The sequence below is a fragment of the Bariatricus sp. SGI.154 genome, assembly GCF_050313795.1.
Taxonomy (GTDB): Bacteria; Bacillota; Clostridia; order Lachnospirales; family Lachnospiraceae; genus CAMBRQ01.
On record NZ_JBNPMC010000008.1, the window covers coordinates 1 to 13,491 of the forward strand.

General features: G+C 42.9%; 10 protein-coding genes and 1 pseudogene. All 11 read left to right on the forward strand.

Annotated elements, in window-relative coordinates:
* A pseudogene (locus ACQRBN_RS05555) lies at positions 1-265 on the forward strand (hypothetical protein); the annotation flags it as partial.
* Positions 266-528: 263 nt separating this feature from the next.
* Complete coding sequence (locus ACQRBN_RS05560) at positions 529-1,551, forward strand: tyrosine-type recombinase/integrase (RefSeq protein ID WP_427737986.1); 1,023 nt, start codon at positions 529-531, stop codon at positions 1,549-1,551.
* A 138-nt stretch (positions 1,552-1,689) separates the two neighbouring features.
* A complete protein-coding gene (locus ACQRBN_RS05565; protein ID WP_427737987.1) occupies positions 1,690-2,178 on the forward strand; it encodes a hypothetical protein in 489 nt (162 codons plus the stop codon).
* The gene (locus ACQRBN_RS05570) at positions 2,175-2,981 is read left to right on the forward strand and encodes a hypothetical protein (protein ID WP_427737988.1); all 807 of its coding nucleotides are present in this window, start codon (positions 2,175-2,177) and stop codon (positions 2,979-2,981) included. Before ACQRBN_RS05565 ends, ACQRBN_RS05570 begins: the two co-directional genes overlap by 4 nt.
* 14 nt (positions 2,982-2,995) lie before the next feature.
* Positions 2,996-7,213, forward strand: a complete 4,218-nt coding sequence (locus ACQRBN_RS05575) for a vWA domain-containing protein (protein WP_427737989.1) — start codon at positions 2,996-2,998, stop codon at positions 7,211-7,213.
* A 17-nt stretch (positions 7,214-7,230) separates the two neighbouring features.
* Positions 7,231-7,494: a hypothetical protein gene (locus tag ACQRBN_RS05580; RefSeq protein WP_427737990.1), complete on the forward strand. Its 264-nt coding sequence runs from the start codon at positions 7,231-7,233 to the stop codon at positions 7,492-7,494.
* Positions 7,495-7,565: 71 nt separating this feature from the next.
* Entirely contained in the window at positions 7,566-8,432 is an 867-nt protein-coding gene (locus ACQRBN_RS05585; RefSeq protein ID WP_427737991.1) for a hypothetical protein, read from the forward strand.
* Positions 8,420-9,571 (forward strand): radical SAM/SPASM domain-containing protein, encoded by a 1,152-nt coding sequence (locus ACQRBN_RS05590; protein ID WP_427737992.1) that lies wholly within the window; start codon positions 8,420-8,422, stop codon positions 9,569-9,571. The genes ACQRBN_RS05585 and ACQRBN_RS05590 overlap by 13 nt, the downstream gene beginning before the upstream one ends.
* A 118-nt stretch (positions 9,572-9,689) precedes the next feature.
* A complete protein-coding gene (locus ACQRBN_RS05595; RefSeq protein WP_427737993.1) occupies positions 9,690-10,487 on the forward strand; it encodes an HYR domain-containing protein in 798 nt (265 codons plus the stop codon).
* A gap of 33 nt (positions 10,488-10,520) precedes the next feature.
* Positions 10,521-12,086 (forward strand): polysaccharide biosynthesis tyrosine autokinase, encoded by a 1,566-nt coding sequence (locus ACQRBN_RS05600; protein WP_427737995.1) that lies wholly within the window; start codon positions 10,521-10,523, stop codon positions 12,084-12,086.
* Positions 12,087-12,089: 3 nt separating this feature from the next.
* Positions 12,090-13,487, forward strand: a complete 1,398-nt coding sequence (locus tag ACQRBN_RS05605; RefSeq protein WP_427737996.1) for a polysaccharide biosynthesis tyrosine autokinase — start codon at positions 12,090-12,092, stop codon at positions 13,485-13,487.
* Positions 13,488-13,491: the final 4 nt, after the last annotated feature.

Below are 13,491 nucleotides of genomic sequence, written 5' to 3' on the forward strand. Positions count from 1 at the left end.
TGAGGTAATCAGTGTGAGTATATTTGAGTATAATGAGGAGCGGCATCTGCAGCAGGAGAGAGAGGAGGCATGGATGAAGGGGAGAGAAGAAGGTAGAGAGGAAGGAAGAGAAGAGGGCAGAGAGGAAGGTAGAGAAGAAGAAAAAAAGCGAGTGAATACTCTGAATGGCTTCCTTGTGGCAGATAATCGTATGGAGGATTTGAAGCGTGCGATTACGGATGTGGAATATCAGGAGGAACTGATGAAGGAGTATGGGATAGAGTAAGTCGGGTATATAAATAATAAACTATAGATGATTTATTATTTTGGTTTATAGGGTATAAGAAGACCAGATATTAACAGTGTGAATCTATTAATATCTGGTCCTTTTATATTATTATATACATATGCTGATATTTCGTTTAACTTTCTATTTTATGTCACAAATATCATAGCACAGTCACTTTTTGATGTCAACGCTTAAGAACAAACGGTACAATCAAATTCCAAAAAAAGATTAAATTATTTATTTGGCGGAGGTGTTTTTCAATGGAAAAGAACTATGAATCAATGTATGTTAGGGAAAGTAACTGTCAACTATGGGAAGATCCTTGTCTGGAGGATTACCTTGCTTACTGGTTCTATCAGGTAGAGAAGAATTCGGTGAAGCCTTCAACGGCAGCAACTTTTTATGACCTGATATACAGGCACATTATCCCGGAATTGGGAAAATGTCGACTATCAGATCTGAACTTATTTCTTCTGCAGACATTTTTTAACCAACAATATGAGAATGGGCGGATTGACAAGACTGGAGGACTGGCATATCAGACAATCAGCAGTATGTATACGATACTGAATTCAGCCTTAACCTATGCGGAGAATAATGGGCTTCTTCAGAAGAATTGCTGCAGGGATGTCAGACTCCCTAAGAGAGAGTGGAAGAAAGTGCGGGTATTTACCAAGGAGGAACAGAAGAAGATTGAGTATGCGGCTGTACACTCCAAGAATCCAAATGGAATCGGAATTATTCTTTGTCTCTATACGGGGATTAGGATTGGCGAATTATGTGCCCTGCATATTGAAGATGTGGATATTGGCAATCGTGTACTCCATGTTCAGAGAACTTTGGAACGAATTAAGTGCCTGGAAAATACAGAGCGGAAGACAATGATCTATGAAGGGCGACCGAAATCACACTCCTCAATAAGGGATATTCCGCTTCCAAGATTTCTTGTATTGTCGCTCCAGCAATATATGGCTCAATATAAGTCAGAAGCAACATGCGAAGACTCCTTTATCAGCGGGAAATCCGGAAACCCCATTGAACCTAGAGTTTATCAGAAATATTTTCAGACGATTCTGAATAGCGCTGAGGTTGGGAATGCTAATTTCCATTGCCTCAGACATACATTTGCAACGCGTGCGCTGGAGGAAGGGGTAGATCCGAAGACGTTAAGTGAATTATTGGGGCATTCGAATGCTTCTATTACTATGAATATCTATGCACATTCGTTGTATGAGCATAAGTATGAGGCGATGGAACGGCTGGCGGCTGTGTACAAGGCGTAAAACAGAATAACCTTTATGTAAAATATATCGTTTAATAGAAAGTTAAACGATATATTTACTATTTACAAGGATGTGCAATTGTGGGTGAAAATATACCGACAATTTATTTTTGTCTGATCAGAAAATGAGGAAAAGCAGATGCATGTAATAAGTTCAAGGCAGTTAGAAGAGATAAAATTACAGGAAAAACAGGCTTTGAAGGTCATGCGGAGACAACTGCAGGAAACTCTGCCAGCGCTATTTCGTAGCAAAGACATTCAATTCTTGATATGTACAGAAAATTGGATAACAAACAATAGCAGAAGTACAAGAATAAGAAGTGAATATCCAGCCGATTTGCTGTTATATGAATTATTGGTGGCAATTTATCCTACAAGGCAAGGTCTGGTTTTGCGGCATAAAGAATTCGAGGAGATTTTGTGTGCTGCTGTTATATTTCAGAAATGGAAAATATCTTATAATGAGACTATTTGTGAACAGGACTGCCACTATAAAGAGAAATTGATGAGGCAGCTGGAAGAGTTGGCAGTAGAGCTGGAAAGTTCTGAATATATAGAAGATGAGGAGGAAAGCAAAAAAATAAAACAAAATATGCAATTTATTATCGAAAGAAGGCAATACGTATGAAAAAAAACAGGGCTCTTTGGGGGTGCGTCGGCATAGCTGTGGTGGTCCTGATTACAGGAATGCTTGTGGCAGGGGTAAGAAACAGTAAAAAAAGTGGTAAAGAGGAAAATGAGGCGCCGGTGCAGAATAGAATAGAAGATTTAGAAACAACAGAAGAGACCAACATGGATATCTTTAGTATTCCGGGTTATATAAATGGAGCCGATGCAGATGATGAGCAGATAATATGCGGTATTTCACTACCGTATAATATACAGGATACACCGATTGTTATAGAAGGAATTGGGCAATACAGTGGACCGTTTGTTGAGGATGGAAGTGATAAGCCGGTGGCAAATGCGCTGGCGGCAGTGATAAAGAATGATTCTGATACAGTGATAGAATTTGCAGAAATCAGATTTGCAGTAAATGACTCGGAAGAGGCGGTCTTTCAGATATCAACAATTCCTGCCGGGAAGGAAGTGGTTGTGTTAGAAGAAAATGGCAGAGAATATCATGAAGAAGACAGACTGGATTTAACAGATAAACTTTACGCCAAACAGGATTTCCTGTCCTTGATGGAGGATGAGGTTGAGATCACATCGGAGGATGGGAAATTGACTGTTAAGAACCTTACGCAGGAGCCGTTGGGTACAGTTTATGTGAGATATAAAGGGAAGATTAACAATCAGTATTACCTGGGTGGGATTACATATAGCTGCAAAGTGGAAAATGTAGATGCCGATGCATGTGTTGAGGCAGAGACAAAACATTTTACCGCGGAAGGCAGTCAGATTCTTATGGTAGAAGCAGTTCAGGAATAGAAGGAGGAAAAGTGATGAAACAGGTTAAGAAAATATTAGCGCTGACACTTGCTGTAATGATGCTCTTTGGTGCGGCGCCAATATCGCGGCAGGAGGTTCATGCGGCAGACATGGATGATAACGTGGAAACAGATATCACGGAAGATGCCGGAAATGAAACGGACGCTGCGGCGGGGAACAATGATGACGTAAATGGAATAATGAATGATGATGCCCGGGCGGCAGCACTGAGTGAGGAACAGAATGTGCCGATGCCGACATCAGTCGTGCAGAACAGTTATGACAAGGTTACTAGTGTAAGCGCAGACAGTGATTACGTTATTGTGTATAACGCAAGTAATAAATACTATGCGTTAGCCTGGAATGGCAGCAATTTTTATGCGATAGAAGGTAGTGTTAGTAATAATGCATTTACACCAAATGAGGTAATAGAGGAAGACAATATCTTATGGGATTATAGTACTAGAACAGGTTTTGCATTGGCAAGTAATTCCGATGTGAAAGTTGCAACGTCAAACGGTAGTTCTTTAACTGAAAGTGGAACGTATCCTTTTATGATAAATTTTGGCAAGTGGTTGGGGACTTATGTAAATGGTGAGATGTATTATTTGTCTTATAATGTTGATACTGGCTGGAAAGTAGGCACAAGTGGTTGGGGTGTTGGCAATTTTACCTTCTACCAGAAAGTAACGAAAGTAAATCTTACATTAAACTGGTACGTAGATGGAATTTTAGTATCTGGTCCAACTACAAGTTCAGTAACCGCAGGAAAACAGACAAGTATCAGCAAGCCTTCGGAAGTCTCTGGCATGAATTTCATCAAATATGAAATGAATGGTCAGGATTATACTTCGGAAAGCAGTAATATTACGATTAGCGAAGATACAATAATTAACTTTTACTACACAAATCCAAATCAGCCAGACGAGATCCTCTACCCGGATGATGTGACGTCAGGTGACGAGAAACCGCAGTATCCTGATCAGGGTGCAGTTAAGGTAAATAAGACAGCAACGAGTGATGATTTCAATGGAACAGGTGTTGCAAAGGTGGAGCTTGGTACAACAGGTGTGCCGATGAAGAAGGGCGTAGATGTTGTAATTGTTTTTGATGTATCAACCAGTATGGAGGATAGTGGGAAACTGGCAGATGCTCAAAAGGCAGCGTGTGATTTTGTAGACAAGGTGTTGGGTGATAACGCCGATGGAACACAGTCCAATAACCGTGTGGGTCTGGTAACATTTGCCGGATGGGAAGACGAGGACGAAGATGGAGTTAAAGATGGAAATAAAATAGAATATCCATTAAAAAATGCAAATGCAAAAGAAAGCATTAAGACCACGATTAACGGACTGACTACCTATAGTGGAACGGATTATGATTATGCTTTTTCTGGAGCGAGTACAGTATTAAGTCAGGCTGCTGAGGGAAGAGATACTTTTGTTGTATTTATGACAGATGGTGCTCCGTCAAACTATAATGGGGTAGAATGGACTAGCAATAATCCGGGCACGAACCTGACAAATGAGGCAAACAATAAGCTGTTGAACAACGCAGAAGCTGTAAAGGCTGCCGGCGCTGTAGTATATTCTATCGGATTTGATATGAATTCCTCGGGAGACAACAATGGATTCAGTGCAAGTCAGGCGCAGGCAATTTTGAAGAAAATCGCAACTGATGAAGACCATTATGTTCTGGCAGATGATAGCGTAGAATTGAATAAAGCATTTTCAGATATTGCAACTTCTATCAAAAAAGCCGGAACCAATGCGGTAGTAACCGATCAAATTGGCAACTTATTCGAATTACAGACGACACAGACACTACCAAACGATAAGCTAGATCTTACCTTTGCTCCGACTATTCAAGTTACATTGTATGATGTATACACAAGAGCAGAAGTTGGACAGACAATTAATGGCAAAGAGATTACATTAAATGATGTTGGTACAAGAAAAGGGACAAGTACTGTTGTAGAGACCGTTACCTTTAGCGCAGATGGAAAGAGTGCTACCTCTAACCTGAAATCAGGAAATATCATGGATGGAAGTGGGAATATCACAGCGGAAAAATTCACTTACAATGCTGCAACCAGGACATTTACATGGACGGTAGGTGATATTACAGAACAGGAAGCGACCATCAGCTATTACGTATATCTGAAAGGCTCAATGGAAGGCAGCCGCGGAGATGGACTCTATGATACAAACGAATATGCGAAACTGAACTATACAAACTACAAAGATAATCAGACAGAGCAGGAATTTACAAAGCCGAAGATGCCATGGGGCGCAGCGGTTGTTAATTATGAGTTCTATCTTGTAAATGAGGCAGGACAGCCGGTAAACAGCCGGGGAGATGTAATCCCATTCGAGAATCGTGTAAAGATCAGTGATGTAAAACAAGAGAAGTTTAACTGGAATAATGCAGCCAATGTAGAGGCAAAAGTAGAAGCGGCGAAATTCGTTCCGAGAGGCTACACTTTGCATATCGAAAATGCGTCTTATACGGCAAATGCAGTAAGTTCAGGGAATGGTTCACATACAATTACCGGTACAGTACCGGAAGGCGCTCAGCAGTCTACCATTATGTATCAGGCAGATGCGCAGTATACGAATTCTTATGTAGCTTTTGGTGTGTTGAACCGTACGACATTGATTCCGGATTCTGTTGTCCTGGATTATGGCAAGCCGGTTACTATTGATGTTATGGCAAATGACATGGTAATGGATGCGGTGCTGAATTCTGTAGCTGCCGGCAGTAAGAATATTGGTGTTGCTTTGGGCGATGGAAGTACAGAGACATTGGCTGAAGGATTTGGCAACAGTGTAGAATTAACGAACGGTACAGCACAGTTGGATGGAAATGGAAAAGTAAAATATACTCCATCAAAATATATGGACAGTATCGATAGATTCCTTTATGCAGCAAAGGTTACTACAGGATCTACTGTAGAAGGCGGTGCGGATATTAATTACTATCGGTATCAGACGGTAAGTGTGATTCCGGCAACAACCGTTTACTATGAAGATAATTTTGGGAATACAGAAGATAGTGATCAAACAAACGGTATTGTATTCAGTGGAAAGTGGACAACAGAAGGGACAGCATCTGCAACGGAACAGGACAATGGAACTGTAAGTTCAGACGGACATCCGTATGGAAATGACAGCAGTTATCAGAACGATAACCGGCTGAGTGCTGGTTCGGCCCATGTGATATCAGTGGGTAATGGGGAAACGGCTACCGCTTCCTTTACCTTCAAGGGAACAGGGTTTGATCTGATTAGCCGTACCGACACAAATTCCACGAAAATTGCAATAAAAACAGTGAATTCAAAGGGTATGACCGTACAGAATAAAGTTCTTGATCTGGAATATCAATCCGGAATACTTTATCAGATTCCGGTACACGAAGCACGTTTTGAAAAATATGATACTTATACAGTTACAATTACTGTAGCTCAGGCAACGACAGAAGCAGAAAAGAGTGCAACATTCTATTTGGATGCGATTCGTATTTACAATCCGATTGATCCGAGTGGAGAGGAGGCAAATGAGCATTATACAGCAGATAAGGAAGCGAATGCGGTGGTTACAGAGCTGAGAAAGCTGCTTCTTGATCAGTATAGTGAAGGTACATTAAGCGGTGCAATTTATGTAGATGGCCAGGATACAGCGAGTGTGGCGACTTACGAGAATATTGGACCGAATAATGAGATTTATCTTAAGAGAGGGCAGTCTATAGGGCTTGCAATTCAGACAAGTGGAGATCCGGCTTCTGTACAGTTGGGTGCAAAAGCAGTAGACGGTGAAGTGAAATTCAAAGTGGGAAGTGATACGAGTTCAGAGAGAGAACTGGTACTGAATACAGCTACGGATATGTATTATGATATTACCAATACATTGAATTTCGTTGTGGATAATGAAACAAATGCCAAAACAGCAAATCTTGCCATTACGAATACAAGCGGGGCAGATACTATTGTTTCGCTGACCAATTTGAAAGTTACTTATGCATCTGATGGTATTACTACAGCAATTATTACAGATGAGCAGGTTGTTGCGAACACATTTGCAGTTGCAAGATCAAGAATGGCAGTATTAGAAGATGATGATGAGCCAGAGACACCTCCGGCAGAAGATCCTGTGACTCCGACGGAAAAGCCGATTGAAAGATTTATTAAGAATTTACAGTCAGTAATTAAGAATATTTTTGGAAGATGGTTTTAAGCCGGAGGGGAAAGAAGGTGAATGAAGTGAAGAAAACTTATACCAAACCGCAGATAGTAATGGAAAGTTTCCTGGTATCTGAATTTGTTGCAGGCAATTGTGCGATTGACGTCGGATTCGGGGATACAGGTTCAAGCACAGCATGTGCTATAGATGATCCGCATTTTCCGGGTGAGAGACTGTTTAATGATTATGAGACCTGTTCACTTTTGTGGAATGATGGAGATGATAAGGGGTGTTATGACATACCAGATGGTGGAGTAGGATATTTTGGTTCATAAAAACAATAAGAATTAAGGGTAAAGCAAATGACCATATCGATTAGGTATGGTCATTCTTTATAGGTGAAAGAATGAAAATCATAGAGTTGGCAGGAATAAAAATTGGATTCAGAGCAGAATTTGGAATTTCCTGTGATGAGAAGATGAATATGTTTTCGGTTGAAAGCAAAGAAGAAGAATGTGACTTTGTTTTTGATGTAAAATGTGGTGATTTTCCGCAGGCTACAGATAAGAAGTTGGTTTACCAGGATCCAAAAGTGTGCGTTTATGAGGGGAAAAATGTTCGGTTAAGTTACTATCGTCATCCGGCACGGGAATGGGAATTTTGTGTAATGGAGAAAGAAAGACGTGTATGGATTTATGTGCTGCCAAGATACAAGAAATACGCAGAGAATATGTGGAATTTGATAAGTAAGATTGAGTTGTCTTCTCGGCTTTTGGAAAAACAGACATTGATACTTCATGCATCATTTATTATATATGAAGAAAGGGCGATTCTATTCACAGGACCATCGGGTATAGGAAAATCAACGCAGGCAGAATTGTGGGAAAAGAATATGAACAGCGAAATTATTAATGGCGACCGGGTACTTATGAGGAAAAAAGGAGAATATTTATATGCATTTGGTCTTCCTTTTTCAGGTTCTTCCGGAATATGTGCCAATAAAGAGGCTCCGATACGTGCAATTGTAATCCTGGGGCAGGGAGATACAAATTGTGTGTGCAGAATTGCAGTGGCGGAGGCAGTAAAATTCTTGTATAGTCAGGTGGCTGTGATTCGATGGAAGGAACGAGATGTTATGAAAACACTTGGATTATTGGAGGAATTAGTGATTCGGGTCCCTGTGCTAAAGTTTACGTGCAGGCCTGAAAAGGAAGCGGTGTATGCATTGAATGATTACTTTGAAAAGGAGGAAGAAAGAAGATGCGAATATTAGAACCTCGAATGCTTCAGTATCTACATCGTAAGGCTGGACGGGATAAGATTCCCCTGAGCGGAACGTTTGAATTATCACCCTGTTGTAATATGGATTGCAGAATGTGTTATGTGAGAAAGACCAGAGAAGAGGTAGAAGCGCAGGGTGGCGAAATACCGATGGAGTCCTGGCTTGAAATAGCGGAAGAATGCAGGAAGGCCGGAATGTTATTTTTGCTTTTGACTGGTGGAGAGCCTTTTCTATATAAGGGATTCCGGGAACTATATATGGAACTGAGTAAGATGGGGTTTTTAATCAGCATTAATACGAATGGAACAATGATTACAGAAGAAACAGTGAACTGGCTCAGACAAGTCCCACCGATAAGGGTTAATATGACACTTTATGGAGCGGAAAATGAAACATATCGTAGATTGTGCCGCAATCCTAACGGTTTCGATCAGACAGTGCATGCAGCAAAACTTCTAAAAGAGGCAGGGATATCAGTTAAATTTAATGCCAGCATGACGCCGTACAATATTGAGGATCTGGAAGGAATATATGAGATTGCGGAAGATTTGAATATATATGTGCAGGCAGCAGCTTATATGTTTCCGCCGATGAGGCGGGATGAAAGTTTGTCAGGGCAGGGGGACCGTTTCAGTCCTGAAGAGGCGGCCAGATATCAAGTTAAAATAGATAAATTACGTCTGACGATGGATGAGTTCAAGAAGCGGGCCGAAACTATGAAAGCAAATCATCTGGAGGATTTGGCAGAAGAAGAGGAATGGGAGCGGGATATGAGAGAACCGCTTGGATGCAGAGCGGGAAAGAGTGCCTTCTGGATTAACTGGAAAGGAGAAATGTCTGCCTGCGGTATTATGCCATATCCCATTACATATCCTTTTCGTGATGGATTTGTGGATGCATGGCAGATGTTGGTCGAAAAAACCAGAGAACTTTATATGCCGCCGGCATGTGTGAAGTGCAGAAGAAGAAAGGTATGTCATGTGTGTGGAGCATCCGCTTATACAGAAACGGGAACCTTTGGTAAAGTACCGCAATACGTGTGTGAAATGACTGAGCATTTAATACGTTTTACAGAAGAAGAACTTGCGGTGCAGATTCAGAGCAGTAGTGAGGGATTACAATTACAATAAATGTTATATTTGATAATGCCTGATTCTTGTATCTTACTTGTTTTTTTGCTATAGTAAAAAGGGTTATTCCGTAAACGTATCAATATTTTCAAAGGATAGAGTAAAAGAGGTACCATAGATGAAGAAGTTAAAAGTATTCAGTATACTACTATTGTTCCTGTCGACAGGCGCATTTATAGCATACCAGGCGTACACGCGCGTTGTCCAGGATAAGACACCGCCCGTTGTCACGTGTGACAGCGAGGAACTTACCGTCAGCGTAGGGGCAACGGATGAAGATCTGCTGAAAGGTGTGACGGCGAAGGACAAGCGTTCCGGGGATGTGAGTGATACGCTGGTGATCGAGAGCATGTCCGCATTCACGGATGAGGGAACGAGGGTCATTACATATGCAGCGGTTGATAAGAGCATGAATGTGGGAAGATGCGAACGGACGCTGGTGTATGAAGATTATCAGAAGCCGGTGTTCCATATGAGTGCGCCGCTCTGCTATAAAGTGGGTTCTGATATTAATATTATGGCAGGGATAACGGCAGACAGCGTGCTGGATGGTTCGCTTACATCTAATATTAAGTATTCGCTGGAGAATACGGTGAATACGATGACTGCCGGCAGTTATCCGGTAGAGTTCCGCGTGATGGACAGCGGCGGCAGCACCGTATATTTGAATACGCAGATTGAGATATATGACAGAACTTACGCGGGAATAGAAGTAACGTTGAGTGATTATCTGGTCTACGTGGCGAAGGGGCAGGGATTCGATCCGGCGGCATATTATGCAGGAGCAGACAGAGAAGGGGAACTTAGTATCGAATCCAATGTGAATACAGAAGAGGCAGGTACATATTATGTGGATTACATCGTGAATGGAATGGGAGCCAGCGGAAAGAGCCGTCTGGTTGTTGTGGTACAATAGGCGGTGTAAGAGGGATTAGAAAGGTTAGAGAGCATGGAGAAGGAATTGCAGAAAAAGCAGATGGAGGATGTCTATAATATTATCCACGATGTACTGAAGAACTGGTGGGTGATTCTGTGCATTGCGATATCGGCAGCATTTTTGACTTATATTGGTTCTTCCATCTTATATCATCCGACATATACTTCCAGTACTACGTTTGTAGTGTCCGCAAAAGGAAGCAGTACCGGAGCATATGCGAATCAGAGTAAGACGCAGAAACTGACGGATACATTCCAGTCGGTGATGGATAGTCAGATCCTGAAGAAGAAGGTGGCAGAGTCTCTGGAGATGGAGACATTCCCGGGTACGGTGGAGATCGCTGTTGTACCGGAGACGAATCTTCTGACGGTATCAGTGACCAGCGATTCTTCGGATATCTCGTTCAAATTGCTGGACAGTATGCTGGAGAATTATCAGGAAGTATCGAAGAACGTATTAGGAGAAGTGGTATTGGAAGTGTTCGAAGAGCCGAACTTCCCTTCTGCTCCGAATGAATCTTTTCATGGGAAAGACATGATGAAGAAGGGATTCCTGGCAGGTGCGCTGGTGATGGTGGTTCTGCTTGGCGTGATGTCTTATCTGAAAGATAGTGTAAAGAGCGAGGACGATGTGGAGGAGAAGTTGGATACGACGCTGTTCGGCGTACTGAGCCATGAGCCAACCTATCGGAATCTTAAGGCACGTATTAAGAGGCAGAAGAAGCGGATGCTGATTACAGAACTGGCGGTTAGTTTCGGATTCGTGGAGACGGTGAAGAAGATGCGTACGAAGCTTCTCTATAAGAGCGGCAAGGATGGATGCAAAGTACTTCTTGTTACCAGTACTGCTAAGAATGAAGGCAAGACAACCGTTGCGGCGAACCTTGCTCTGGCGATGGCGCAGAGAGGGAAGAATATCCTGCTGATCGAAGGAGACTTAAGGAAGACCGGGCTGGCAGAGTTCCTGGGAGTTGCGGTTCCTAAGGGCGCAGGGCTTGGAGAGAATCTCGCTTCGCAGGGTGATCTGGAGAACATGGTATTCCAGATGGAGGGAACAACATTGCACTTGCTGGTTAATAGCGTTGCACACCCGAGGTCTACGGAATTCCTGGCATCTAAGAAGTTCGAGGATTTCCTGAAAGCCATGAAGTCAAAGATGGACTTTGTTATTATAGATGGTCCGGCGGCAAAAGGACGCGCGGATGCGGAGGTGCTGGCACGCAAGGCAGATTGCTCGTTGCTGGTAGTGAAGCAGAATTTCTCCAAAGTTCCATATATTAATGACATGATTGATATGCTGAATAGTTATGGAAATGGCGTGGCAGGATGTGTCTTCAATGATGTATTCACTGGCGGTTCTGTAATAAGTTCAGGTTATGGCTATGGTTATGGCTACGGTTATGGTTACGGAAGATACCGGTATGGTAAATATTATGGCTACGGAAAGTATCAGTCTTACTATTATAACCGCAGGGATCGTGCAGAGAAGACAGAGAAGGCGGCAGCGGACAAGGCGGTAGCAGGCAAGACAGACAGGACTACTGTAGGTAAGGCGGTAGCAGAGAATAAAGAGGAGTAAAGCATGAGTGATCAGGAGAAAGTTGTCAAGGAAAAGGACCAGGAACAGGGTCTGATAGACATTACTGAATTAGTGGTCGATTACTTCAGGATATTTCGCAGGATGTGGGCATGGATTCTGATTCTGACGATATTGGGCGCGGCAGCCTTCTATGTCAGGGCCAGAATACAGTATACGCCGAGGTATACGGCTTCAGCAACATTTACCATTAATATCCAGAGAGAACAGCAGAACCTGGGGGAGACAGGGACGTCAACCTACTTCGATAATGCGACTGCGGAACAGATGGCGAAGACATTTCCCTATATATTGACAAGTGGCGTGCTGAAGCGGAAAGTTGCCAAAGATATGGGGGTAAATGCAGTTACAGGCAGTATTGAAGCGAAGGTTGCGGAGAATACCAACCTGCTCACGATCTCGGTAACGGATCGTGATGCCGGAATGGCATATGCGACACTTCAGGCGGTCGTAGAGAATTATCCTGAGATATCGGAAGTGATCGTAGGTAAGACGAATATGGAGATGCTGGATGAGACAGGGATTCCGCCTGAACCGGATAATCCGAAGGCATTCGCTCGCAACGCCGAGAAGGGGGCAGTGCTTGGATTCCTTCTGGGAGCCCTGTGGTCAGGAATACTGGTGATTACCCGAAGGACCATTCGCAAGGAGGAAGATGTTCATAGATGGATGCATACTAGATGTCTGGGTACCTTGCCTGAGATCAAGAAAAAGAGAAGGTCGAAGAATAATCGCTCTGAACAGACCAGGCTGGTACTGACAGAGCCTAAGATAGAAGAGGCGTTACAGGAGCCGCTTAGAATTATTCGAAATAAGATCGAGTATCACGCACATGAATATAACAGGAAGACATTCTTAGTCTCTAGTGCCCTTGCCGGAGAAGGCAAGAGTACCGTTGCGGTGAATCTGGCGCTGTCACTTGCACAGACGGGGCAGAAGGTAGTGCTGATTGACTGCGACTTAAGGCATCCTTCAGATCGGCAGATATTAGGGCTTGAATCCGGTGTGGGACTTGGAGAAGTCTTGGAACGCAAGGCGAAACTTCAGGATTGCCTGATGTGGTCGAAGACACTGGGGCTTGATAAGAACATGCAGTTCATGTTCCTTCCGGGAGGCGAATCCATGGATGATGGTTCTGAACTTCTTGGTTCAGAGCGTATGAAGGGAATTATACGGAAGATGGAAGAGTGGGCAGATTATGTCATTCTTGACAGTGCCCCTGCAGGACTGCTTACCGATGCGGTGGTACTTGCCCAGTATGCGGACGGAGCAATCTTTGTAGTGAGGAAGGATTTCGCCAGGGTGGATCATATCATGGATGGAATGGAGCACTTGGCGGAGAGCCGGATACAGATTGTGGGCGGAATATTGAATGGGGTGTAAGAAC